Genomic DNA, 24,978 nt, shown 5'->3' with positions numbered 1-24,978 from the left:
ATGAGCAATTCCGAATTCCTCCTGTCCGTACAGGGGGTCAACAAGCGTTTCGGCGGCCTGCAGGCGCTGTCCGATGTGGGCCTGCAGATCAAGCCCGGTGAGATTTACGGCCTGATCGGCCCGAACGGCGCGGGCAAGACCACGTTCTTCAACGTGATCACGGGCCTGTACACGCCCGATTCGGGCGAGTTCGTGCTGGGCGGCAAGCCGTACCAGCCGACCGCCGTGCACGAGGTGGCCAAGACCGGCATCGCGCGGACGTTCCAGAACATCCGCCTGTTCGGCGACATGACCGCGCTGGAAAACGTGATGGTGGGCCGCCACGTGCGGACCAAGGCGGGCCTGTTCGGCGCCGTGTTCCGTCCGCCTGCGGTGCGCCGCGAGGAAGAGGGCATCGAGGACATGGCGCACGACCTGCTGGACTACGTCGGCATTGGCAAGTACGCCAATTTCACCTCGAAGAACCTGTCGTACGGCCACCAGCGCCGTCTGGAGATCGCCCGCGCGCTGGCCACCGAGCCCAAGCTGCTGGCCCTGGACGAGCCCGCGGCCGGCATGAACGCCACCGAGAAGGTGGAACTGCGCGGCCTGCTGGAAAAGATCAAGAACGATGGCAAGACCATCCTGCTGATCGAGCACGACGTGAAATTGGTGATGGGCCTGTGCAACCGCCTGACCGTGCTGGACTACGGCAAGGTCATCGCGCAGGGCCTGCCGCATGAAGTCCAGAGCAATCCTGCCGTGATCGAGGCCTACCTCGGCGCGTCGGCGCACTAAGGCGGGAGAGAAGCAATGCCACAAACGATTCTGAAGATTGCGGGCCTGAAGGTGGCCTATGGCGGCATCCAGGCCGTCAAGGGTGTCGATCTGGAGATCCAGGACGGCGAACTCGTGACGCTGATCGGTGCCAACGGCGCCGGCAAGACCACGACCATGAAGGCCATCACCGGCCTGCAGGGCTGGGCCGGCGGCGACGTGCAGTACATGGGCAAGTCCATCAAGGGCGTGCCCAGCTACACGCTGCTCAAGCAAGGCCTGGCGATGGTGCCGGAAGGCCGCGGCGTGTTCGCGCGCATGACGATCACCGAGAACCTGCAGATGGGTGCGTACACGCGCAACGACGAGGCCGGCATCAAGGCCGACATCGACCGCATGTTCGAGACGTTCCCGCGCCTGAAGGAGCGTGCCAACCAGCTGGCCGGCACGATGTCCGGCGGCGAGCAGCAGATGCTGGCCATGGCGCGTGCGCTGATGAGCCAGCCCAAGCTGCTGCTGCTGGACGAACCGTCGATGGGTCTGTCGCCGATCATGGTCGAGAAGATCTTCGAGGTGGTGCGTACCGTGTCGGGGCAGGGCGTGACCGTGCTGCTGGTCGAGCAGAACGCGCGCCTGGCGCTGCAGGCCGCCCACCGCGGCTACGTGATGGAGTCGGGCCTGATCACGATGAGCGGCGACGCCAAGCAGATGCTGGACGATCCGAAGGTGCGGGCCGCGTATCTGGGCGAGTGAGGTTGTCGCCCCTCTCCCACGACGTGGGAGAGGGGAGCAAACACCTGCTGCTTCAAACGAAAAAGCCTCGCGTTCTGCGAGGCTTTTTTGCTTACGCCAGCTTCTTCAGCAACGCGCGCAGCATGCCGATCATCTGGTCGATCTCGTCGCGCGTCACGTTCAGGGCCGGCATGAAGCGCAGCAGGTTCGGCCGCGGCGCGTTCAGCAGCAGACCGGTCGGGTTCATCTCGCGCGCTTCCTCCACGATCTGCGGGCCGATGTCCTTGCCCAGCACCAGCGCGCGCAGCAGGCCTTCGCCACGTTCGCCGCCCAGGCCGAACTCGGCCGACAGCGCCAGCAGCTGCTCGCGCAGGTATTCGCCCTTGGCCTTCACGTCGTCCAGGAAGCCCAGCGCGGTCAGCTGCGAGATCACCGAGCTGCCCACGGCCGTCATCAGCGGGTTGCCGTTGTACGTGCCGCCCTGGTCGCCGGCCTCGAAGCTGGCCACGTCGGCCTTGCACAGCAGCGCCGACAGCGGTACGCCGCCGCCAATGCCCTTGCCCAGCGTCATGATGTCCGGCTCCACGCCCGACAGTTCGTAGGCGAACAGCGTGCCGCAGCGGCCGCAGCCGGTCTGCACTTCATCGACGATCAGCAGCAGCTTGTGCTTGTCGGCCAGCGCGCGCAGGCCCTGCATGAACTCGCGGCTGGCGGGGATCACGCCGCCTTCGCCCTGCACCGGTTCCAGCATGATGCCGACGGTCTTGTCGTTGATCAGCTTTTCCACCGAAGCGAGGTCGTTCAGGTTGGCCTTCGGGAAGCCCGGCACCTGCGGCGCGAAGATGGTGTCCCAGCCGGCCTTGCCCGATGCGCTCATGGTCGCCAGCGTGCGGCCATGGAAGCTGTGGTCCATCGTGATGATCTCGAACGCGCCGCCCTTGTGCTTGCGGCCCCATTTGCGCGCCAGCTTGATCGCGCCTTCGTTGGCTTCGGCGCCGCTGTTGGCGAAGAACACCTTGTCGAAGCAGCTGTTGTCGGTCAGCTGCTGCGCGAGCTTCAGCATCGGCTCGTTGTAGAAGGCCGGGCTCGGGTTCAGCAGCTTGCGGGCCTGCGTCTCCAGCGCCTGGATCATGCCCTCGTTGGAATGGCCCAGCGCGTTGACTGCCCAGCCCTGCACGAAATCCAGATAGCGCTTGCCGTTATGGTCCGTCAGCCACGAACCCTTGCCTTCGGTGAAGACCAGTTCGGGGCGGTTGGTGATGTACATCAGCGATTGGACGGGAAACTCAGCAAATGCCATGGCGGACTCCTGGGATCGGCACGAAAAGAGGGACGGAGAAAAGCAAAAAGCCACGGGGGCTGCCCGTGGCTTGTTGACCTGAACAAACGCTGTCTGCGGTCAGCCGCGCGGCACCCCGGAGGGGAGCAACGTACGTGCGCGGCGTCGGATCATGGCGGTGTTCATGGCGGCCAATATAAGACGCATGCGCCCGGGTGTCAAAGCGAAATTTGGCAGACCCGGGTGGCATTGTTGTGTCGGCGCCAACGGCGGCGGGGCCGGTCAGGCGCCGCCGGCCGCGTGCAGATCGGCCTCGGACGTGAACGAATCGGCGAAGAACGCGTCCTCGTGCAGGCGGCACTGGGCCGAGAAATCGGTGCGGGCGGCGTTGACCATGACCGGCGCGCCGCAGGCGTAGACCTCGTGGCCCGACAGGTCCGGATGGTCGGCCATCACGGCCTGGTGGACAAAGCCGGTACGGCCCGTCCAGTTGTCGCCGGCCTGCGCGTCGGACACCACCGGCACGTACTTGAAGTTCGGCAGGTCGCGCGCCCACTGCTCGCACAGCGCGTGCATGTACAGGTCGGCCGGACGGCGGCCGCCCCAGTACAGCGTCATCGGGCGCGTGATGCCGGTGTAGGCGGCATGCTCGACGATGGCCTTGATCGGCGCGAAGCCGGTGCCCGATGCCAGCAGGATGATCGGCTTGTCCGAATCCTCGCGCAGGAAGAAGCTGCCAAGCGGGCCCTCGAAGCGCAGGATGTCGCGTTCCTTCATGGCCGGCATGCCTTCCTTGGCGCCGAACACGTAGTCGGTGAACGCGCCGCCGGGCATGTGGCGGATATGCAGTTCGATCGGGCCTTCCTCGTGCGGCGGCGTGGCGATCGAATAGCTGCGGCGCTTGCCGTCGCGCAGCAGGAATTCCACGTACTGGCCGGCCAGGAACTGCATGCGCTCGGTGGCGGGCAGTTGCAGCCGGACCGAGATCACGTCGTCGGCCAGGCGCTCCATGGTGGCCACGCGGCACGGGATCTTCTTGATGGGGATGTCGCCGGCGCCATGCACCTCGCGGCATTCGATCGTGATGTCCGACTTGGCATTGGCGCAGCAGAACAGCGCGCGGCCCTCGGTCTTTTCCTGGGCGGTCAGCGCCGATGCGGCATGGTCGCCCTGGTGGATCGTACCCTCGACCACGCGGCCCTTGCACGACCCGCAGGCGCCGTTCTTGCAGCCGTAGGGCAGGCCGATGCTATGGCGCAGCGCGGCGCCCAGGATGGTTTCGTCGGCGGCCACTTCGAACTTGTGGCCACTCGGCATGACGGTAACTTGATAAGCCATAATCGGGTCTATGAACCAAATTCTGTCGCCGCAAGCGGCGTTGTCTTCCCCACGGGGCGTCCGGCGTCGGCGGCTGGGCCGTCCGCGCCTGCTGATCGTTGGCTGCGGCGATGTGGGCACCCGCATCCTGCGCGTGCTGGCCACGCGCATGCGCGTGTTCGCCGTGACATCGCAACCATCGCGCCAGGCGGCACTGCGCGAAGCCGGCGCGATACCGCTGGTGGCCAACCTGGATCAGCCGGCCACGCTGGCACGGCTGTCGCGGCTGGCCAGCCGGGTCATCGACCTGGCGCCGCCGCCGGGTCAGGGCGATGGCGATCCACGCACGCAAGCGTTGCTGGGTGCGCTACGGCGCACCAGCTGGCGTCGCACGCGCGCCCTCCGGCCCGGTGTCAGCGAGGCCGCCATTCTACCCGAGCGGGGCTGGCACCGCGCGTTTGAGGCGTCGGCGCGCCACCGTGCCCCGGGGGCCTTCATCTACGCCAGCACCACCGGCGTCTACGGCGACCGCGGCGGCGCGCGCGTGCAGGAATTTCATGCGGTGCGTCCGCAGACTGCACGGGCCCGGCGGCGCGTGGCGGCGGAAGCGGCGGTGCGCGCCTTTGGCCGCGACGCCGGCTGGCGGACCGGCATCGTGCGCATTCCTGGCATCTATGCCGAAGACCGGCTACCCGTGGCGCGCCTGAACAAGGGCACGCCCGCGCTGGCGCCGCAGGACGACGTCTACACGAGCCATATCCATGCCGACGACCTGGCGCGGGCGATGATCGCCGCGCTGTGGCGCGGCCGCCCGCAGCGCGTGGTGCACGCCAGCGACGACACCGAACTGCGCATGGCGGACTATTTCGACCTCGTGGCAGACCGCAAGGGCCTGCCGCGCCCGCCGCGCATCACCCGCCAGCAGGCGCGGGACACCATCGAGCCCACGCTCCTGAGCTTCATGAGCGAATCGCGCCGGCTCGACAACCGCCGGCTCAAGCGCGAACTGCGGCTGCGGCTGCGTTATCCCACGGTCAGCGCGTTTTTTGATCGCTGACGCGGCCAGGTTGCGATGTCTGGCCCCTCTCTCCCATGAAATGGGAGAGGGGAGCACCATCACGTAGCGGCCACCTCTTTCCAGGCCAGGCACGCCCATTGCGTTACCCTCCCCCTGCGTTACCTGTATAGACAAGTCGGTGCATCCCGACGCACTCCGTGCCAACGCCATGCGCCTCTGCGGTGCATTGCAGCATGATCGGGCACCGCAATTGCGCGCCCTCGTTGGGATCCAGCAAGTCGCACTTGACTGACGACTCAGGTAAACCCCGGGTTTGACTTGTATATACAGCATTGATAGATTGCCTTCACCCCACGACTGATGGAGCCGACAGCATGAAGCTGCCCCTGCCGTTCCGTTTTGCCGCCGTTGCGTCCACCCTTGCCGCCGCAGTCCTGGCCGCGCCCGCCCACGCCCAGAACACGCCGGTCACCATCGGCATGAGCGGCTGGACCGGTTTCGCGCCGCTGACGCTGGCCGACAAGGCGGGCATCTTCAAGAAGCACGGCGTGGATGTGGATATCAAGATGATTCCGCAGAAGGACCGCCACCTGGCGCTGGCCTCCGGGGCCATCCAGTGCGCGGCCACCACCGTGGAAACCCACGTGGCCTGGAACGCCAACGGCGTGCCCATCACCCAGATCGTCCAGCTCGACAAGTCGTACGGCGCCGACGGCCTGGCCGTGCGCAGCGATGTGAAGACGTTTGCGGACCTCAAGGGCAAGACCATCGGCGTCGATGCGCCGGGCACCGCGCCGTACTTCGGGCTGGCGTGGATGCTGAAGAAGAACGGCATGACGCTCAAGGACGTGAAGCTGACCACGCTGTCGCCGCAGGCGGCCGCGCAGGCGTTCGTGGCGGGCCAGAACGACGGCGCCATGACCTACGAGCCGTATCTGTCCACGGTGCGCGCCAATCCGGAGCGCGGAAAGATCCTGGCCACCACGCTCGACTACCCGATGGTGACCGACACGCTGGGCTGTGCGCCGAAATGGCTCAAGGACAATCCCAAGGCCGCCCAGGCGCTGGTCGACAGCTACTTCGAGGCGCTGGAGATAATCCGCAAGGAGCCGGAGAAGTCCAACGACATCATGGGCGCGGCCGTCAAGCAGACCGGCGAGCAGTTCGCCAAGTCGTCGGCCTACCTGCGCTGGCAGGACAAGGCGGCCAACCAGAAATTCTTCGCGGGCGAGCTGGCCAGCTTCAGCAAGGAAGCGGCCGATGTGCTCAAGGACATCGGCGTGATCCGCCAGGTGCCCGACGTGACGGCGCTCTATGACGCCCGATACCTCAAGTAAGCCGGAGTCCGTGATGTCGTCGTCCGTGCAAGCCCCCGCCACGGCGCGCCCGCCCGCGCCCATCGCCGCCCAGCCGGCGGACCGTGCGCCGCGTGCGCGCCATCCGTGGCTGTCGCCGCTGGTGCCGGTGTCGTCGCAGGCCCGCTGGATCCTTGGCCTGTCGTTTTTCGTTGCGTTCTTCGGCGTCTGGGCCGTGGTCACGCTGGGCGGCTTCGTGCCGCGCACGTTCCTGGCCGATCCGGTGACGATGGCGCACGAGGGCTGGCTGCTGTTCACGCAGTACGGCTTCATCGGCGATATCGGCATGACCGTCTGGCGCGTGGTCGGCGGCTTCGTGCTGGCCGCCGTGCTGGCCGTGCCGCTGGGCATCTTCATGGGGTCCTACAAGGCGGCCGAGGCGTTCTTCGAGCCGTTCGTGTCGTTCTGCCGCTACCTGCCGGCGTCGGCGTTCATTCCGCTGCTGATCCTGTGGGCCGGCATTGGCGAGACGCAGAAGCTGCTGGTGATCTTCATCGGCTCGTTTTTCCAGATCGTGCTGATGGTGGCGGTCACGGTGGGCGGCGCGCGCAAGGACCTGGTGGAGGCCGCCTACACGCTGGGCGCCACGCCGCGCGGCATCGTGCGCCGCGTGCTGATTCCGGGCGCGGCGCCTGAGATTGCCGAGACGCTGCGGCTGGTACTGGGCTGGGCGTGGACGTACGTGATCGTGGCCGAGCTGATCGGCTCGTCCTCGGGCATCGGCCACATGATTACCGACAGCCAGGCACTGCTGAACACCGGGCAGATCATCTTCGGCATCATCGTCATCGGCTGCATCGGGCTGGTGTCCGACCTGGTCTTCAAGCTGGCCAACCAGCGCCTGTTTCCGTGGAGTTCGATCAAATGAGCGCGCTGTCGATCCAGCAGGTATCCCGCACCTTCGAGAATCCGCGCGGCGGCAGCACGCAGGCGTTGCTGCCGGTGGATTTCGAGGTGCGCGACAACGATTTCGTGACGATCCTGGGCCCGTCTGGCTGCGGCAAATCCACGCTGCTGCGCATCGTGGCCGGGCTCGATACCCCCAGCGGCGGCCGCGTGCTGCTCGATGGCCAGCCCGTGGCCGGTCCGGGCGCCGACCGCGGCATGGTGTTCCAGTCGTACACGCTGTTTCCGTGGCTGACCATCGAGCAGAACGTGCGCTTCGGGCTGCGCGAACGCGGCATGAGCCTGGCCGAGCAGAAGGAACGTAGCGATTTCTTTATCGCCCGCGTGGGGCTGCGCGGCTTCGAGCAGCACTACCCCAAGCAGCTGTCGGGCGGCATGCAGCAGCGCACGGCGATTGCGCGGGCGCTGGCCAACGATCCGAAGATCCTGCTGCTGGACGAGCCGTTCGGCGCGCTGGACAACCAGACGCGCGTGCTGATGCAGGAGCTGCTGCTCGGGATCTGGGAGTCGCACCGCAAGACGGTATTATTCGTCACGCACGATATCGACGAGGCCATTTTCATGGCCAACCGCGTGGCGGTCTTTTCCGCGCGGCCCGGTCGGATCAAGAGCGAGATCGCGGTGGACTTTGCCCATCCGCGCCATTACACGATCAAGACATCGCCCGAGTTTTCCGTGCTCAAGGCGCGGCTTACCGAGGAGATTCGTGCCGAAGCCATGGCATCGGCCGAGCACTGAACCGGCAATCCGGCATTCCGCAACAGGTCATGAATCCGTCCGCCAACCCGGCACCTTCCCCGTCCAACGCTCCGGCCGCGCTGTACCAGCAGGTCAAGGAGTACATCGCGCGCCAGATCCAGAGCGGCGCGTGGCAGCCCGGCGACCGCGTGCCGTCCGAGCAGGAACTGGTGAACCGCTTCTCGGTGTCGCGCATGACGGTCAACCGGGCCTTGCGCGAACTGTCGGAGCAGGGCAGGGTGGTGCGCGTGGCCGGCGTGGGCACGTTCGTGGCCGAACACAAGCCGCAATCCACGCTGCTGTCGGTGGTCAACCTGCAGGACGAGATCCGCATGCGCGGCCATGACTACGCCTGCGACGTGATCCTGGTGGAGCGCGTGTCGGCGTCGATCGAGGTGGCCGCCGCGCTGGAACTGCGCACCGGCGAATCGGTGTACCACTCGATCTGCATCCATCGCGAAGACGGCCTGCCGGTGCAGTTGGAGGACCGCTACGTGAATCCGCGCGTGGCGCCCGATTTCATCACGCAGGATTTTGCCGATACGCAGCCGGGCGAGTACCTGCTGCGCAACGTGCCGTATGACCAGGTGGAGCACGTGGTCGATGCCATCGCCGCCACGGCCGAGCAGGCCGCGCATCTGGAGATGCCGCCCACGCAGCCCTGTCTGCTGCTGACCCGCCGCACCTGGACGCATGGCGTGCCGGTCACATTCGTTCGCTGCCTGCACCCGGGCAACCGGTATCGGCTGGGCAGCCGGTTTCGCGCCGACGGCAATCCCGCCTTCGGCTAGAACAGATTCCCGAGGCCAGCCAAAAGCCGACCATCGGGTTTATTTTTCGACTAACCTGTATAGACAGGCTCATACAACAAAGACGTACGCAGATGACCAACGATTCCCGCTCCCTCCTGACCCTGAACCCTGGCCACGTGTCGCTGGACGACCTGCGCCGCATCTACCGTGGCGAAGTGCGGCTGGCGATGGCCGAATCGGCCTGGGCTGGCGTGCGTGCCGCACAGGCCACGGTGCAGGACATCATCGACGCCGACGCCGTGGTCTACGGTATCAACACCGGCTTCGGCAAGCTGGCGCAATCGCGCATCGCCCATGACAAGCTGGCCGAACTGCAGCGCAATCTGGTGCTGTCGCACAGCGTGGGCACCGGCGCCGACCTGCCGGCCGATACCGTGCGGCTGATCCTGGCGATCAAGGCCGTCAGCCTGGCGCGCGGCCATTCGGGCGTGCGTCCGGAACTGATCGATGCCCTGCTGGCGCTGGCCAACCACGGCGTGTCGCCGTGCATCCCGGCCAAGGGATCGGTCGGTGCCTCGGGCGACCTGGCGCCGCTGGCCCATATGTCCTGCACGTTGATTGGCGTGGGCGATGTGATGATCGACGGCCGCCGCGTGCCGGCCGCGCAAGGCCTGGCCCATGCCGGGCTGGACGTCTTCACGCTGGGCCCGAAGGAAGGGCTGGCGCTGCTGAACGGCACGCAGGTGTCCACGGCGCTGGCGCTGGCCGGGCTGTTTGCCGCCGAGGATGCCTTCGCGGCAGGGCTGGTGGCGGGCGCGCTGTCGCTGGAAGCCATCAAGGGATCGGTCAAGCCGTTCGATGCCCGTATCCACGCGGCACGCGGGCAGGCGGGCCAGATTGCCGTGGCCGGCGCCGTGCGCGCGATGCTCGACGGCAGCGAGATCGTCGATTCGCACAAGACCTGCGGGCGGGTGCAGGACCCGTACTCGATCCGCTGCCAGCCGCAGGTGATGGGCGCGTGCCTGGACAACCTGGCGCACGCCGCGCGCATCCTGCGCATCGAGGCCAACGCCGCGTCCGATAACCCGCTGGTGTTTTCCGAACAGGGCGACGTGGTGTCCGGCGGCAACTTCCACGCCGAGCCGGTGGCCTTTGCCGCCGACATCATCGCGCTGGCCATCGCCGAGATCGGCGCCATCTCCGAGCGCCGCCTGGCGCTGCTGCTCGATACGGGGTTGTCCGGTCTGCCGCCGTTCCTGGTACGCGATGGCGGCCTGAATTCGGGCTTCATGATCGCGCAGGTCACGGCGGCGGCGCTGGCGTCCGAGAACAAGTCGCTGGCGCATCCGTCCAGTGTGGACAGCCTGCCTACGTCGGCCAACCAGGAAGACCATGTGTCGATGGCCACCTACGGCGCGCGCCGCCTGGGCGACATGGCCGCCAACACGGCCGTGATCGTCGGCATCGAGGCCATGGCCGCCGCGCAGGGCATCGAGTTCCATCGGCCGCTGAAGTCGTCGCCGCTGGTGGAGCAGGAACTGGCCCGCATCCGCAGCCGCGTGGCCTTTGTGGAATCCGACCGTTATCTGGCGCCCGATATCGAGGCGATGAAGCAGTGGGTGGTGCAGGGCGACGCCGGCGCGGGCTGGCCTGACGCCGTGAGGGAGATCCTGCCGACGAACGTAGCCGCTTGAGACGCTGGCCCTCTCCCGCAACGGGACACTAAATCGGTGGTTGACATGCCGTCGGTTTGCTCCCTCTCCCGCCCGCGGGAGAGGGGTTGGGGGAGAGGGCAAGCGCATCCAGATCCGACCAGTCATCAAACATACCGGGACACACCATGAACGCCAACGAACACCAATTCACCGACACCCCGCGCGGCCAGCGCGAAATCCGCGCCCCGCGCGGCAGCCAGCTGCATTGCAAGAACTGGCTGATCGAAGCGGCCTATCGGATGATCCAGAACAACCTGGACCCCGATGTGGCCGAACGCCCCCAGGACCTGGTGGTCTATGGCGGCATCGGCAAGGCCGCGCGTAACTGGGAATGCTTCGACGCCATCCTGGACAGCCTGCGCCGCCTGGGCGAGGACGAATCGCTGCTGGTGCAGTCGGGCAAGCCGGTGGGCGTGTTCCGCACCCATGCCGACGCCCCGCGCGTGCTGATCGCCAATTCCAACCTGGTGCCGCACTGGGCCACCTGGGACAAGTTCAACGAACTCGACCGGGCCGGCCTGATGATGTACGGCCAGATGACGGCGGGGTCGTGGATCTACATCGGCACGCAGGGCATCGTGCAGGGCACGTTCGAAACGTTCGTGGAAGCCGGCAACCAGCACTACAACGGCGACCTGACCGGCAAGTGGATCCTGACCGCCGGCCTGGGCGGCATGGGCGGTGCGCAGCCGCTGGCCGGCGTGCTGGCCGGCGCATGCGTGCTGGCCATCGAATGCCAGGAATCGCGCATCGACTTCCGCATCCGCACGCGCTACCTGGACAAGAAGGCCACCACGCTGGACGAGGCGCTGGCCATGATCGAGGACGCGACGAAGCAGGGCCAGGCGATCTCGGTGGGCCTGCTCGGCAATGCCGCCGAAATCGTGCCCGAACTGGCGCGTCGTGCGCAGGCCGGCGGCATGCGGCCCGATATCGTGACCGACCAGACCTCGGCGCACGACGTCATCAACGGCTACCTGCCCGAAGGCTGGACCGTGGACCAGTGGGAAGACCTGCGCGTGCGCGACCCCAAGGCCGTGGAAGCCGCCGCGCGCCAGTCGATCGTCAAGCATGTGCAGGCCATGCTGGCGTTCCAGCAGATGGGGGTGCCAACGGTGGACTACGGCAACAACATCCGCCAGGTGGCGTTCGAGGAAGGCGTGAAGAACGCGTTCGATTTCCCGGGCTTCGTGCCGGCGTATATCCGCCCGCTGTTCTGCCGCGGCAAGGGCCCGTTCCGCTGGGTGGCGCTGTCGGGCGACCCGGAGGATATCTACAAGACCGACGCCAAGATGAAGGAACTGTTCCCGGACGACAAGCCGCTGCACCGCTGGCTGGACATGGCGCGCGACCGTATCGCGTTCCAGGGCCTGCCGGCGCGCATCTGCTGGGTGGGCCTGGACGAACGGCACCGCGCCGGCCTGGCCTTCAACGAGATGGTGAAGAACGGCGAACTCAAGGCGCCGGTGGTGATCGGGCGCGATCACCTCGACTGCGGCTCGGTGGCATCGCCGAATCGTGAAACCGAGGCGATGCGCGATGGCTCCGATGCGGTGTCCGACTGGCCGCTGCTCAACGCGCTGCTGAACACGGCCGGCGGTGCCACGTGGGTCAGCCTGCATCACGGCGGCGGCGTGGGCATGGGGTTTTCGCAGCATTCGGGCGTGGTCATCGTCTGCGACGGCACCGACGCGGCGGCCAGGCGGATCGAGCGCGTGCTCTGGAATGATCCGGCAACGGGCGTGATGCGCCACGCCGACGCCGGGTACGACATCGCCATCGACTGCGCCCATGAAAAGGGCCTGAACCTGCCGATGGTGAAGCGCTGATGGCCGTCACGCGGTTCGCGCTCGACGCCATCGCCCCCACGCCGTGGAAGAACGGCGGCGGCACCACGCGCGAGATTGCCGTGTGGCCGCCGGGCGCCGGCATGGACACGTTCGACTGGCGCATCAGCGTGGCCGATATCGCCACGGACGGGCCGTTCTCGGCCTTTCCGGGCATCGACCGCCAGATCGTGCTGATCGATGGCGCCGGCGTGCATCTGCAGGCCCACGACGACTCGTTCTGCCACAAGCTCGTGCGCGTGGGCGAGCCATACGCGTTTTCTGGCGATACGGCTATCCATGCCGCGCTCGTCGATGGCCCGACACGCGATCTCAACGTGATGACGCGCCGGGGCCGCTGCCGCGCCGAAGTCCGCCTGATGCGCCAGCCGTTCACGGCGGTGCCTACCTTCGCCACCGTGCTGGTCCTGGCGTTGCGCGGCGACTGGGACGCCAGCGACAGCCGCGGCGGCGACGGCCAGCACCTGTCGGCGGGCGAGGGCATACTGATGCCGGCCGGTTCGCCGGCCGTCACATGCGCCCACACCGAACTTTCCGCGCTGTGCCTGCGCGTGATACTGCATAGGGAGCCGGACCGATGAACTTCCACGACGCGCCCGCCGCCGATGGCGTCTGGCATCACTGCCACCTGCTGCCCGACGCGGACCCCGAACGGGCCGTCCGCGACGGCGCGCTGGTGATCGAACACGGCCGCATCGCCTGGCTCGGGGCGCTGGCCGACCTGCCGGACAGCTATCGCCATCTCGACCGGCACGATGCCGGCGGCGCGTGGATCACCCCCGGCCTGATCGACTGCCATACGCACCTGGTGTACGGCGGCCAGCGTGCCGATGAATTCGCGATGCGGCTGGCGGGCGCCAGCTACGAGGACATCGCGCGCGCCGGAGGCGGCATCGTGTCCACGGTGCGGGCCACGCGCGAGGCCGACGAGGCCACGCTGTTCGCGCAGGCGGCCGTGCGGCTGGAGGCGCTGCTGGCCGAGGGCGTGACCACCATCGAGATCAAGTCCGGCTATGGTTTGTCGCTCGACGCCGAGCGCAAGCAACTGCGCGTGGCGCGCCAGCTGGGCGAGGCCTATGGCGTGACGGTCTACACGACGTTCCTGGGCGCGCATGCGCTGCCGCCCGAATACGCGGGCCGCGCCGATGACTATATCGACCTGGTCTGCCATACGATGCTGCCGGCGCTGGCCGAGGAAAAGCTCGTCGATGCGGTCGATGCCTTCTGCGAGGGCATCGGATTTTCGCCAGATCAGACCGCACGCGTATTCGCGGCCGCCGCACGCCACGGCCTGCCCGTGAAGCTGCATGCCGAGCAACTGAGCAACCTCGGTGGTGCGGCACTGGCGGCGCGGCACAAGGCGCTGTCGGCGGATCACCTCGAACACCTGGACGAGGCCGGCGTGATGGCGATGGCCGAGGCCGGCACGGTGGCCGTGCTGCTGCCCGGCGCCTACTATTTCCTGCGCGATACCCATCTGCCGCCGCTGGCCCTGTTGCGCCAGCATGGCGTGCCGATTGCCATTTCCACCGATCACAACCCGGGCACATCGCCCACCACATCGTTGCTGCTGATGATGAACATGGCCTGCACGCTGTTCCGCATGACGGTGCCCGAGGCGCTGGCCGGCGTGACCACGCACGCGGCGCGCGCGCTGGGCGCGGCCGATCGCCACGGGCGGCTCGCCCCTGGCCGCGCCGCCGACTTCGCGCTGTGGCGCGTGGCGTCGCCCGCCGAACTGGCCTACTGGTTTGGCCGCAACCCGTGTGCCGGGGTGGTGCGGCAGGGCAAGGTGTTCCGATGAGCGCTGGCCAGCTGTTTGCGCGCCATGCGCTGCTGCCCGATGGCTGGGCACGCGATGTGCTGCTGGAGTGGGGTGCCCACGGCGCTTTCACGGCCATCACGGCTGGCGCCGCGCCGGCGCCATCGGTGCCCGAGGCGGCCGGCCCGGTGCTGCCGGGCATGCCGAATCTCCATTCGCACGCGTTCCAGCGCGGCTTTGCCGGGCTGACCGAATACCGCAGCGTGTCGCCCGACGCCGATCCGGCCGGCGGCGATTCGTTCTGGAGCTGGCGCACGCTGATGTACCGCTTTGCGCTGCGCCTGTCGCCCGACGCGCTGGAGGCCATCGCCACGCAGCTCTATATCGAGATGCTGCGCGCCGGCTATACCAGCGTGTGCGAATTCCATTACGTCCATCACGACCCCGACGGCAAGCCGTATGCCGACCGCGCCGAGATGTCGCTGCGGCTGCTGCGCGCGGCGCAGGCCGCGGGCATCGGCATGACGCTGCTGCCCGTGCTGTACCAGACGGCCGGGTTTGCCGGCAAGCCCGCGCAGCCCGACCAGCGTCGCTTCCTGAACGATACCGATGCCATGCAGGCGTTGCTGGAAAAGCTGGCGCCGCATTGCACCGCCTACGGCGCCCGGCTGGGCCTGGCCCCCCATTCGCTGCGCGCGGTGCCGCCGCACAGCCTGACGCAGGCCGTTGCCGCGCTGCACGCGATGGATGCCACCGCGCCGGTGCATATCCACATCGCCGAACAGCAGAAGGAAGTGGACGACTGCCTGGCCACCCACGGCGTGCGGCCCGTGCAATGGCTGCTGGACCACGCGCCGGTGGACCCACGCTGGTGCCTGGTCCATGCCACCCACATGGACTGGGACGAGCGGCGGCGGCTGGCCCATAGCGGCGCCGTGGCCGGCATCTGCCCGACCACCGAAGCCAACCTGGGCGATGGCGTGTTCGAGGCCGCGCCGTATCTGGCGCAGCACGGCTGGTGGGGCGTCGGATCGGACAGCCACGCCAGCGTCAGCGTGGCCGAGGAACTGCGCACGTTCGAATACGGCCAGCGGCTCGGCCTGCAGCGGCGCAATGTGCTGGCGTCGGACCGGCATCCGCAGGTGGCGGACCGGCTCTGGCTCGAAGCCGTGGCCGGCGGCGCGCGCGCGGCGGCGCGGCCGGTGGCGGGCCTGGCGGCCGGACAGCGGGCCGATTTCCTGGTGCTGGACGGCCAGCATCCCACGCTGGCCGGGCTCGACGGGGCCCCTGCGCTGGCCACGTACGTGTTCGCCAGCCACGGACATGAGACACTAGCGGAAGTCCGCACGGGCGGCATGCGCCGCTTGCAGCACGGCGTGCATCCGCTTCAAGGGGATGCGGGCCGGTTGTTCGCCGAGGCGCGCGCCCGCCTGCTGGCCGACTGAAGGGTCCCGAACCCGCCCCATACCAAGCAGCCCCGAGACAAGATGTCCTCCTCCTTCACCACCGATATTCCCGCTTTCACGCTGCATCGCGGCACCCGCCCGTTGCTGGTGTCGATGCCGCACGTGGGCACCTATGTGCCGGCCGGCCTGGCCGAGCGTCTGACGCCCGAGGCGCGCACCGTGCCCGATACCGACTGGCACATGGACCGCCTGTACGACTTTGCCCGCGAGCTGGGCGCGTCGATCCTGATGGCCACGCACTCGCGCTACGTGATCGACCTGAACCGTCCGCCCGACAACGCCAACCTGTACCCGGGCCAGGACACCACGGGCCTGTGCCCGGTCGATACGTTCGACAAGACGCCGGTGTACGCCGACGGCGCCAGCGGCCCCGACGACGCGGAAATCGCCCTGCGCCGTGGCGCGGTCTGGCACCCGTATCACAACGCGCTGCAGGAAGAACTGGCGCGCCTGCGCGCCGAGCATGGCACGATCGCCCTGTGGGACGCCCACTCGATCCGCTCGGTGCTGCCGCGCTTTTTCGAAGGCAAGCTCACCGACTTCAACCTGGGATCGGCCGACGGCAAGAGCTGCGACACCGGCCTGGCAGCCGATGTGGTCAAGATTGCGCAGGCGGTGCCCAACCATACGGCCGTGCTCAACGGCCGTTTCAAGGGCGGCTACATCACGCGCCAGTACGGCAACCCGGCGGACGGCGTGCATGCCATCCAGCTGGAACTGACGCAGTCGTCGTACATGGAAGAGGTGTACCCGTTCGCGTACGACCCGGCGAAGGCCGCCAACGTGCAGCCGGCCATCCGCCAGATGCTGGAAACCGTGCTGGCGTTCGTGGAAGCGCGCTGACACATCGGCGTTCCGGCAAAAGAACGGCCCGTGGTGGCACTGCGGTGTCACAGACGGGCCGATTTGCTGCGGTGACGCTCCCCTTGCAGTTCGTAGTGGTCCCTTCTGCGGCAGACGTCAGACAAGGCCGACGACGAGCGGGCCGAGCAGCGTCAGCAACACGTTGGCCAGGGCATAGGTGATGGCGAACGGCACGGTCGGCACGGGGCTTTCGGCCTTGTCCAGGATGCCGCCGAAGGCCGGATTGGCGCTGCGCGAGCCGGCCAGCGCGCCGGCCAGCAGCGCGGCGTTGTCGTACTTGAGTACGTAGCGGCCAAACAGCATCGTCAGGAACAGCGGCAGCAAGGTGACCACGGCGCCGAGCAGGAAAATCGTCAAACCGCTATGGCGCAGGGTATCTACCGCCTGTAGTCCCGAGTTGATGCCCACGATGGCCACGAACGCGGCCAGCCCGAAGTCCTTCAGCAACTGGCAGGCTGCCGTTGGCATCGCGCCATACATCGGATGCTTGGACCGTGCCCAGCCGAACACCAGGCCCGACAGCAACGCGCCGCCGCCCGCGCCCAGCGTCAGCGGAATCGACCCGATGCGCACTACCAGCAGCCCGATCAGAAGGCCCACCAGCACGCCGGCGCCAAAGTAGACAAAGTCGGTTTTCTCGCTCGGTACCAGCTCGTAGCCGGCGCGCTCGGCGGCACGCCGGGTGTCCGCCGGGGTGCCGTAGAACGTGATGATGTCGCCGTGCTGGAGCTTCAGGTCGGGCAGGATCGGCAGCGCATGGTCGTATCGCTCGATCCGCTCCAGATAGACGCCATGGCGCATCTCGCGGCTGATATTGGCCACGATCTCGCCCAGCGGCTTGTTGTTCAGGCCGGGGCGTGTGAACACGGCGCGGCGCGTCTGCATGACCATGCCCATGCCTTCGGCGTCGGCCACTTCGTCGCCGATCACCAGCGCGGTGGGTACCATGGCATCGCGCCGGCCCACCAGCAGCACCAGGTCGCCGGCTTCGAGCACGGTGTCCTGCGTGACGTCGATCGGCTTGCCGCCGCGCTGGAGCTTTTCCACGGTGACCAGGTCTTCGCCGCCGATCTCGATGTCCTTGATGGTCTTGCCCGCGGCAGCCGTCACGCGGAACAGCCGGCCCACCAGGCGGGGCAGCGCGCCGGCCTGGCCCGGACCGAACTGCGGCAGGCCGCCGTGCATGGCCGCCTCCACCTTCTTCGCGTCGGACTTCAGGTCCGCGCGCATGAAGCGCGGCAGGATATTCACGCAGACGATGATGGCGCCGAGCGATCCGAACACGTACGTCACCGCGTAGCCGATGGCCACGTTGGCCTGCAGCGTCTTCACCTGGTCCGGCGGCAGGCCGAGCTTGGTGATGGCGTCGCCGGCCGTGCCGATGATGGCCGACTGGGTCATGCCGCCGGCGGCCAGGCCTGCCGCGATCCCCTTGTCGAGGTGGAAGAGCTTTGCCAGCACCACCACGGTCACCAGCCCTGCCACGGCCATGAAGACGGCCATTGCGATCTCGCGCAGCGAATTGCGGTTCAGCGAGTTGAAGAACTGCGGGCCGCTTTCGTAGCCCACCGCGTAGATGAAGACCGCGAACATCACGGCCTTCACGCCGTTGTCGATCTCGACGCCAACCTGGCTGATGATCACCGCCGCAAGCAGCGACCCGGCGACGCCGCCCAGCTGGAACTTGCCGAAGGTGAGCTTGCCGATGGCATACCCGATGGCCAGCGACAGGAACAGCGCCGACTCGGGCGATTTCTGGAAGATGGTGTGCAACCAATCCATAGGGAACTCCTGTAAGGCGTGACACAGGTGACAGCGGCTGCGCACGCGGGCGTTCGTGGCCCGCGGCGAGCCAGACACAGCTACTGCGGTGCCGATGCCAGCGCGCTGGCCATCGCCACGGCGATCGGCCCCAGCAATGGCAGCAGGACGTTGGAGATGGCGTAGGTAATCGTGTAGCCGATGACGGGCGTGCCGTTGCCGGCGGCGTTGGTGAGCGCCATGATCGTGGGCGTGCTGCAATGCTGGCCGGCCACCGCGCCGAGCAGGATCGGCATGTCGAGCTTCAGCCAGCGATGACCGATATACAGTGAAATGGCCGCCGGGATGACCGATATCAGCACGCCCGCGACGGGCAGGATCAGGCCGAACTTCTGCACCAGCCGCAGCGCGTCGGGGCCGGCCGAGAGGCCGACGGCGGCGATGAACGTGGCCAGCCCGAAGTCCTTGAGGATTTCGGCCGCGGGCGCCGGCAGCGAGCCCATCACCGGCAGCCGTGCGCGCAGCCAGCCGAAGGCCAGGCCCGACACCAGGCATCCGCCGCCCACGCCGAGCGTCAGGTCGGCCTGGCCGACCTTGACGCTCCACGACCCGATCAGCATGCCAAGCAACACGCCGATGCCCAGGAAAACGAAGTCGGTGCGGATCGTCGGGATGACCGGATAGCCCAGTTCGGGCACCACGCGCCGCAGGGCCTCGTCGGGGCCGGACAGCGTTACCACGTCGGCGCGCTCGAGCACGGTCTCGGGCAGGATCGGCACCGCGTGCTGCATGCGTGTGATGCGCGATACATAGACGCCGCGGCCCATGCCCACATCCACGCTTTGGCGCAGCCGCGCCAGCGACACGCCGATGACTTCCCGGCGCGTCAGCAGCACCGACTGCTCTGCCTGCACCACGGCGTCCATGCCGGGCTCCTCGGGCATCTCGGGGCCGAGGGCAGCGGCAAACGGCACCATCGCGTCGCGCCGGCCGACGGCCAGCACGATGTCGCCGGCGCGCAGCACGTCTTTTGGTGTGGGACGAAAGGTATTGCCGTCGCGGCGGATGCGCCGGATCGTGACACCAAGCGCCACTTCGTGCTCGGCTTCCACGACGGTCTTGCCGGCCATATGGTCCACCCGCAGTACGCGCGCCACGATCATCGGCAGCGCCGTCATCTGGTTGTCGGCCATGTCGTCCTGCCCGCCCAGCTTCTGCCAGAGCTGGTGGGCCGATTCGCGCAGATTCTGACGCAGCAGGAATGGCGCCAGCTGGCTGGTGAACAGCACGATCGCGATCAGCCCGAACAGGTAGGTCACGCTGTAGGCCGTGACGATATTGGTCTGCAGCACGCGGATGGCATCGGCCGGCAGGCCGAGCCGCGCGATGGCCTCGGACGCCGTGCCGATCACCGCCGATTCCGTGGCTGCGCCGGCCAGCAGCCCCGATGCCGTGCCAGGGTCCAGATGCAGCAAGGGCACCGCCACGGCCAGCAAGGCGAGCAGTACGAACACTTCGACCAGCGACAGCACGCCGATCCGCCATTCGCGCGCGACATTGGCGAAAAACTGAGGTCCGCCCGTGAACCCGAGCGCAAAGATGAACACGGCGAAGGCCACGTTCTTGACGTCGTTGTCCAGCCGCACACCGCTCTGGCCAATGACCAGCGACGCAATCAGCGTGCCGCAGATGCCGCCAAGCTGAAACGGTCCGAAAGGGATCGCGCCCAACGCATGGCCGACGGCCAGTGCCAGGAACAGCGCAATCTCCGGTTGTCCGGCAAGCAGGGCGGAAACGGACTCCATGACGCGGCGCAAGCCTCCCTATGGCTCATGGCAAGCCAGCGGAGGGCCCGCAGGCGTGAGGCATTATCCGCACGGGGCGCGTTGGCGCGTACTGAAAGCTTTTGAATGCGTGTTAAACGCAATCAAGCAAACGGCTATGTCTGAAAGTGGGAGAAAGGGAGGGGCGGAGCGCCTCTGGCGCAGGGGTGCCAGCAAGGCTTGAGCGGCTGCCGCACATGGCGCGCGGCAGTCCGGGTAACGTGTTCGCCACGATACCGCCGTGCGGTGTTACTTGCCGCTGTTGATCCGGTCCTGGATATGCTTGGCCCGCGCGTCGGAGCCGGGGTGCGAACTCAGCAGGCCCGACTGCCCGCCATCGAGCTTGGCCAGCTTCTGGAACGCGGAGACCAGCGCCTGCCGGTTGGCGCCATTCTTTGTCAGCAGGTTGTACGAGTAGTCGTCTGCCTCGCTTTCCTGGCGCTGCGAGAATTGCGCGTTGACAAAGGTTTCGCCAAGTTCGCCGATCTGCGATGTCGATAGCGCCGTCAGCGTGGCGTAGCCGGTGGACCCCAGCGCGCCGCGCGCGGCCGCCGTGGCATAGGCCACCTGCATGGCCTTCTTGGTGTGCCCCAGCGCCACGTGGCCGATTTCGTGGCCCAGCACGCCGCGCACCTCGTCATCGGTCATAAGGTCCATCAGGCCGCTGTAGACGCGCACGCAGCCGTTGGCCATCGCCCAGGCGTTGACGTCCTTGGTCAGGTAGACCTTGGCATCGAGCGGCAGCCCGGTGTTCTGCAGGCCGCTCATGATGTTCACCAGCCGTTTTGCGTACGTGCTGTCCGCCGCGGCGACCGTGTTCTTCTTGTCCATGTCAGCGCAGGACTGGTCAGACAGTTGCTTGACGTTGGCGTCGGTGAGCGCGGCGGCGCTGAACAGGCTGCCACCCGCCTGGCTCAGGCTGTTCATGTCGGCGCCGGCACAGCCAGCGAGCAGCGTTGCGCAGCCGATGGCGGCCGCCGTAGCAATATATCGATTCATCTTCGGTTCCCTGATGGTCGGTCGTTGTTATGGAGGCGCAGGCAAGAAGCATAAGCAAGCGATTGCGTGGCCGCCAGTGGAGGACGTCTGACAGGGGGGAGGCGGGGGGGGGGGCGCTGGCGGAAGGTGCCAGGACCGGGGGAATGGCCAATCTGAAGAAGCCAATCTGAAGAAAATCTGGTGCCCGGGGTCGGACTCGAACCGACACGCCTTGCGGCGGGGGATTTTGAGTCCCCTGCGTCTACCTGTTTCACCACCCGGGCATGGGCATGGGCGTGGGCGATGGGCGGAAATCCACATCGCGCGCTGATGAACCGCCGATTATGCCGCAATTCCACAGTACGGACAACCAGCGGCCGCCCCACCGGATGGGGCGGCCGGGCGGCCTCTAGCGTCCGCGCCGGGCGTTGGTGGTACGGCTGCGGTCGTAGAAGCTGGGTGGCTTGCGGGCGATCCAGCGGATGAAATCGGCCATGGCCGGGTGGGTGCGCAGTGCGTCCCAGTCGTGGTAGGTCGTGGCCAGTTCGATTTCGGTAAAGACCGAATGGATCTTCTGATGGCAGACGCGATGCATGGCGATGACCGCGCGCCCGCCGCGGCTGCGGGGTACGGGGTGGTGCAGGTCGGTGCTGGCGTCGTCGAGCAGCGGCCGTCCGCACAGCGGACAGTGCGCGGGGTCCTGACCGGTTGCCGGATCGAGCGTGACATCGGGTGGCCCCAGCTGTGGAGCCTTGCCGGCGCGCAGCCGGCGCTTGACGACCATACGCAATTTCGCTGAAAAGTGGGTGCCCTGGCAGTTGCGGTAGGATAGCGCGCAACCGTCCCATGCCGTGTCGCCGCGACTTCACCGGAGCCGAGAGCCATGTCTGCCCAGCCGACCCTCGATGCCACGCCTGCCGCCAGCCTTGCCTCGCTGGCGGCCTTGCCCTCGCAAGACCCCGCCTTCTACGCCCAGGCCTACAACAACCGCGCCAATGTGCCGGACAATGCCGTCCACATGGCGCGCTGGGCGGCGGATTCGGCACTGGTACGGGCCGGCATGGTGACGTATTTCGAGAACCTGGCCTATGGCGATGCGAATTCGCCACTTGCGGATACGGAAACGCTCGATTACTTTCCGGCGGCGCTGCGCGATGACGATGCGCCACCGCTGCTGGTGTTCCTGCACGGCGGTTACTACCGGGCGCTGGACAAGCGCGACCACAGCTTTGTGGCCAGCGTGCCCACGCGGCGCGGGGTGTCGGTGGCCGTGGTCAACTACGCGCTGTGCCCGGCGGTCACGGTGGAAACCATCGTGTGGCAGGTGATGCAATCGGTGGCGTGGCTGTATCGCGAGGCCGACCGGCTTGGCCACGACCGCCACCGCATTTTCCTGGCCGGCCATTCGGTCGGCGGGCACCTGGTGACGATGCTGATGGCCGCGCTCTGGCCGCAGTTCGCGGACGACCTGCCGATCGACCTGATCAAGGGCGGGCTGTCGATCAGCGGGCTTTACGATCTGGAGCCGCTGCGCCGCGCCGATTTCCTGCAGGCCGACCTGCAGCTCAGCGAAGCCGATGTGGCGCGCCTGTCGCCGGCGTTCATGGTGCCGGCGACCGACGCGCCGCTGATTACCGCCGTGGGCGAGCTGGAATCCAGCGAGTATCAGCGCCAGCACGCGCTGATCCGTGCGGCATGGCCGAATAACGCGCGTGACGATATCGCGCTGCCGGGCCGTCATCATTTCAATGTGATGGATGACCTGATGCGGGACGACAGCCAGTTGTCGCGTGCGCTGCTGGGGATGATCGCGGGCGTCTGACTAGCGTCCGCCCGCCCGCGCCTCGCGCCTACGCTTGCGGCTTCTTCAGCTCCAGCACCTTCAGCAGCGACGACGTATCGTCCTTGCCCCAGCCCTGATCCATCAGTTCGCCCAGTTGCGCAGCCGTGGCGCGCATGGCGGGCAGGTCCAGGCCGATTTCTCCGGCGATGTCGGCGGCCAGGCCAAAGTCCTTGGCGTGCAGCCGCGATTCGATCCCCGCCGAAAAATCGCGCGACACCATCTTCGGACCCAGCAGGTCCAGCATGCGGCTGCCGGCGAAGCCCGTGGACAGCGCCTGGAAGACCTTGCCCGTATCCACGCCTTGCGCGCCGGCAAAGCGCATCGCCTCGGCAATGCCTTCGATATTGACCACCTGGGCAATCTGGTTGCAGAGCTTGGCCACCTGGCCGGCGCCGTGATCGCCGATATGGGTGATCGTCTTGCCCAGGCATTCCAGCAGCGGTCGTACTTTCTCCAGATTCTCGGCCTTGCCGCCGACCATGATCGTCAGCGTGGCCGCCTGGGCGCCAATGGTGCCGCCCGACACCGGGCAGTCGAGCGCCTCGATGCCTCGGGCGGCCAGTGCCTGGGCGATCTCGCGCGTGACGATGGGTGAAATCGTGCTGTGGTCCACGCAGATGGTGCCGGGCGCGGCGCCTTCGATCACGCCTTGCGGGTCCAGCAGCACCTGGCGCACGTCTTCAGACGACGTCACGTTGGTGAAGACCACCGCCGCGCCGCGTGCCGTCTCGGCCGGCGTGAAGAACGGTTCGGCGCCCAGCGCGCGCGCGGCGTCGGCCGCTTCGGGGCGGCGTACGAAGGCGCGCACGGTATGGCCGGCGCGGATCAGGTGTCCGGCCATCGGCGCGCCCATCGCGCCCAGGCCGATAAATGCTACGGTAGTCATGCGTGCTTCCTGGTTTCGAGAGCCCTTACTTCGCGGCCAGCCGCCACAGCGACGTGACCTCGGCCTTGCGCGCGGCGAACAGCGGATCGTCGGCATCGGCGGCCTTTGGGTGCCGCGGCCGGATGTCGGAGCGGCCCAGCACCTTGAGCCCCGCCGCATCGATCCAGCCCAGCAGTTCGTCGCGCGAACGCAGGCCCAGATGCTCGGCAAAGTCCGACAGGATCAGCCAGCCCTGGCCGCCCGGTTCCAGGTGCGCGGCCAGGCCGTCCAGAAAGCCGCGCAGCATGCGGCTGTCGGGGTCGAACACGGCGTGCTCGATGGGCGAACTGGGCCGTGCCGGCACCCAGGGCGGGTTGCAGACCACCAGCGGGGCGCGGCCTTCGGGGAACAGGTCGGCCTCGATGATCTCGACCTGCTTGGCCAGGCCCAGCCGGTCGATGTTCTCGCGGGCGCAGCCCAAGGCGCGCGGGTCCTGGTCGGTGCCCACCACGCGCCTGACGCCGCGCTGTGCCAGCAGGGCGGCCAGCACGCCGGTACCGGTGCCGATGTCGAAGGCCAGCGCCGTGGTTGGCAGGGGTTCCTTGGCCACCAGTTCGATATATTCGCCGCGCACCGGCGAGAACACGCCGTACCAGGGGTGGATGCGCTCGCCAAGCACCGGGATCGCGACGCCTTTCCTGCGCCACTCGTAGGCGCCGATCAGGCCCAGCAGTTCGCGCATCGATGCCACGTAGGGGGTGTCGCTCTTGCCGTAGACCTGCTCGCAGGCTTCGTGGACGTCCGGGGCGCGGCGCAGCGGCACCACGTGACCGGCCTCGAACGGCAGCAGCAGCATGCCAAGCGTCCGGGCGCGCTGCGACTGCGCCAGCCGGTGCTTGTGGAACGATTCGGTCAGGCTGGCCGGCGCCTGGGCGGCACCGCGTGCCTTGCGCTGGGGTTTGCGGTCCACGCGCCGCGCCATGGCCTGCAGCAGCTGGCGGGCGTTCTGGAAGTCGCCGCGCCAGAGCAGGGCGGTGCCTTCGCTGGCCAGCCGGTAGGCGGTGTCGGCCGGGGTCTGGTCGTCGGCGATCACCACGCGCTTCGGCGGCGGCAGGCCGGCTTCGGAACGCCACAGCGCGCTGCGCTCGGCGCCGTCCTCGGTCCAGTGGAGGGTGGGGAAGGAATCGGATACTGACATATA

Annotated in this window: 22 protein-coding genes and 1 tRNA gene; 14 read left to right on the top strand and 9 right to left on the bottom strand. The window is 67.6% G+C overall.

Translation table 11 applies throughout. From position 1 onward, the window contains the following. Positions 1 to 777 (top strand): ABC transporter ATP-binding protein, encoded by a 777-nt coding sequence (locus AC3FJ6_RS03815; RefSeq protein WP_153947356.1) that lies wholly within the window; start codon positions 1 to 3, stop codon positions 775 to 777. A gap of 15 nt (positions 778 to 792) precedes the next feature. Then, the gene (locus AC3FJ6_RS03810) at positions 793 to 1,509 is read left to right on the top strand and encodes an ABC transporter ATP-binding protein (RefSeq protein ID WP_153947357.1); all 717 of its coding nucleotides are present in this window, start codon (positions 793 to 795) and stop codon (positions 1,507 to 1,509) included. A 91-nt stretch (positions 1,510 to 1,600) separates the two neighbouring features. Here the strand turns inward: AC3FJ6_RS03810 and AC3FJ6_RS03805 are convergent, their stop codons facing one another. Further along, complete coding sequence (locus AC3FJ6_RS03805) at positions 1,601 to 2,788, bottom strand: acetylornithine transaminase (protein ID WP_488770734.1); 1,188 nt, start codon at positions 2,786 to 2,788, stop codon at positions 1,601 to 1,603. A 261-nt stretch (positions 2,789 to 3,049) separates the two neighbouring features. Continuing rightward, positions 3,050 to 4,105 carry a CDP-6-deoxy-delta-3,4-glucoseen reductase gene (locus tag AC3FJ6_RS03800; RefSeq protein WP_488770733.1) on the bottom strand — a complete coding sequence of 352 codons (1,056 nt, stop codon included), beginning with the start codon at positions 4,103 to 4,105 and terminating at the stop codon, positions 3,050 to 3,052. A gap of 10 nt (positions 4,106 to 4,115) precedes the next feature. Between AC3FJ6_RS03800 and AC3FJ6_RS03795 the strand changes: the two genes are divergently transcribed. The 11 genes from AC3FJ6_RS03795 to hutG all read left to right on the top strand — a co-directional run bounded on the left by AC3FJ6_RS03795 (position 4,116) and on the right by hutG (position 16,486). Then, complete coding sequence (locus tag AC3FJ6_RS03795) at positions 4,116 to 5,141, top strand: NAD-dependent epimerase/dehydratase family protein (RefSeq protein WP_488770732.1); 1,026 nt, start codon at positions 4,116 to 4,118, stop codon at positions 5,139 to 5,141. A 335-nt stretch (positions 5,142 to 5,476) separates the two neighbouring features. Beyond that, entirely contained in the window at positions 5,477 to 6,439 is a 963-nt protein-coding gene (locus AC3FJ6_RS03790; protein WP_488770731.1) for an ABC transporter substrate-binding protein, read from the top strand. Between the two features lie 13 nt (positions 6,440 to 6,452). Then, positions 6,453 to 7,325, top strand: a complete 873-nt coding sequence (locus AC3FJ6_RS03785) for an ABC transporter permease (protein ID WP_153947361.1) — start codon at positions 6,453 to 6,455, stop codon at positions 7,323 to 7,325. Beyond that, the gene (locus AC3FJ6_RS03780; RefSeq protein WP_400392851.1) at positions 7,322 to 8,101 is read left to right on the top strand and encodes an ABC transporter ATP-binding protein; all 780 of its coding nucleotides are present in this window, start codon (positions 7,322 to 7,324) and stop codon (positions 8,099 to 8,101) included. The genes AC3FJ6_RS03785 and AC3FJ6_RS03780 overlap by 4 nt, the downstream gene beginning before the upstream one ends. Before the next feature lie 29 nt (positions 8,102 to 8,130). Beyond that, on the top strand, positions 8,131 to 8,892 hold the full coding sequence (gene hutC / locus AC3FJ6_RS03775; protein WP_153947363.1) for a histidine utilization transcriptional repressor HutC: 762 nt from the start codon (positions 8,131 to 8,133) through the stop codon (positions 8,890 to 8,892). Between the two features lie 92 nt (positions 8,893 to 8,984). Beyond that, positions 8,985 to 10,547 carry a histidine ammonia-lyase gene (hutH, locus tag AC3FJ6_RS03770; RefSeq protein WP_488770730.1) on the top strand — a complete coding sequence of 521 codons (1,563 nt, stop codon included), beginning with the start codon at positions 8,985 to 8,987 and terminating at the stop codon, positions 10,545 to 10,547. A gap of 146 nt (positions 10,548 to 10,693) precedes the next feature. After that, positions 10,694 to 12,397: a urocanate hydratase gene (gene hutU, locus AC3FJ6_RS03765; protein WP_488770729.1), complete on the top strand. Its 1,704-nt coding sequence runs from the start codon at positions 10,694 to 10,696 to the stop codon at positions 12,395 to 12,397. Beyond that, the gene (locus AC3FJ6_RS03760; protein WP_488770728.1) at positions 12,397 to 12,996 is read left to right on the top strand and encodes a HutD/Ves family protein; all 600 of its coding nucleotides are present in this window, start codon (positions 12,397 to 12,399) and stop codon (positions 12,994 to 12,996) included. The genes hutU and AC3FJ6_RS03760 overlap by 1 nt, the downstream gene beginning before the upstream one ends. Then, complete coding sequence (gene hutI / locus AC3FJ6_RS03755) at positions 12,993 to 14,219, top strand: imidazolonepropionase (RefSeq protein WP_488770727.1); 1,227 nt, start codon at positions 12,993 to 12,995, stop codon at positions 14,217 to 14,219. Before AC3FJ6_RS03760 ends, hutI begins: the two co-directional genes overlap by 4 nt. Continuing rightward, positions 14,216 to 15,622, top strand: coding sequence for a formimidoylglutamate deiminase (locus AC3FJ6_RS03750; protein WP_488770726.1), 1,407 nt, complete (start codon positions 14,216 to 14,218; stop codon positions 15,620 to 15,622). Before hutI ends, AC3FJ6_RS03750 begins: the two co-directional genes overlap by 4 nt. Before the next feature lie 42 nt (positions 15,623 to 15,664). Then, the gene (gene hutG, locus AC3FJ6_RS03745; RefSeq protein WP_488770725.1) at positions 15,665 to 16,486 is read left to right on the top strand and encodes an N-formylglutamate deformylase; all 822 of its coding nucleotides are present in this window, start codon (positions 15,665 to 15,667) and stop codon (positions 16,484 to 16,486) included. 117 nt (positions 16,487 to 16,603) lie between these two features. On the opposite strand, the gene aspT (AC3FJ6_RS03740) is transcribed toward hutG, so the two are convergent. The 5 genes from aspT (AC3FJ6_RS03740) to AC3FJ6_RS03720 form a co-directional block, all read right to left on the bottom strand. After that, the gene (gene aspT / locus AC3FJ6_RS03740) at positions 16,604 to 18,289 is read right to left on the bottom strand and encodes an aspartate-alanine antiporter (protein WP_488770724.1); all 1,686 of its coding nucleotides are present in this window, start codon (positions 18,287 to 18,289) and stop codon (positions 16,604 to 16,606) included. An 80-nt stretch (positions 18,290 to 18,369) separates the two neighbouring features. Beyond that, positions 18,370 to 20,073 (bottom strand): aspartate-alanine antiporter, encoded by a 1,704-nt coding sequence (gene aspT, locus AC3FJ6_RS03735; RefSeq protein ID WP_488770723.1) that lies wholly within the window; start codon positions 20,071 to 20,073, stop codon positions 18,370 to 18,372. Between the two features lie 267 nt (positions 20,074 to 20,340). After that, positions 20,341 to 21,090, bottom strand: a complete 750-nt coding sequence (loiP, locus tag AC3FJ6_RS03730) for a metalloprotease LoiP (protein ID WP_488770722.1) — start codon at positions 21,088 to 21,090, stop codon at positions 20,341 to 20,343. A gap of 178 nt (positions 21,091 to 21,268) precedes the next feature. Beyond that, positions 21,269 to 21,353 (bottom strand) — tRNA-Leu (locus AC3FJ6_RS03725). Positions 21,354 to 21,478: 125 nt separating this feature from the next. Further along, complete coding sequence (locus AC3FJ6_RS03720; RefSeq protein WP_488770721.1) at positions 21,479 to 21,853, bottom strand: HNH endonuclease family protein; 375 nt, start codon at positions 21,851 to 21,853, stop codon at positions 21,479 to 21,481. A 99-nt stretch (positions 21,854 to 21,952) separates the two neighbouring features. Here AC3FJ6_RS03720 and AC3FJ6_RS03715 point away from each other — a divergent pair, with 99 nt between their 5' ends. Then, complete coding sequence (locus AC3FJ6_RS03715) at positions 21,953 to 22,891, top strand: alpha/beta hydrolase (RefSeq protein WP_488770720.1); 939 nt, start codon at positions 21,953 to 21,955, stop codon at positions 22,889 to 22,891. A gap of 28 nt (positions 22,892 to 22,919) precedes the next feature. Here the strand turns inward: AC3FJ6_RS03715 and AC3FJ6_RS03710 are convergent, their stop codons facing one another. Both AC3FJ6_RS03710 and AC3FJ6_RS03705 read right to left on the bottom strand, forming a co-directional pair. Then, the gene (locus tag AC3FJ6_RS03710; protein ID WP_488770719.1) at positions 22,920 to 23,798 is read right to left on the bottom strand and encodes an NAD(P)-dependent oxidoreductase; all 879 of its coding nucleotides are present in this window, start codon (positions 23,796 to 23,798) and stop codon (positions 22,920 to 22,922) included. 25 nt (positions 23,799 to 23,823) lie between these two features. Beyond that, positions 23,824 to 24,975, bottom strand: a complete 1,152-nt coding sequence (locus AC3FJ6_RS03705) for a methyltransferase (protein ID WP_488770718.1) — start codon at positions 24,973 to 24,975, stop codon at positions 23,824 to 23,826. Positions 24,976 to 24,978 lie beyond the last annotated feature (3 nt).

Source organism: Cupriavidus sp. 94F1 (assembly GCF_057798875.1).
This window is presented reverse-complemented; position numbering and strand designations above follow the sequence as displayed.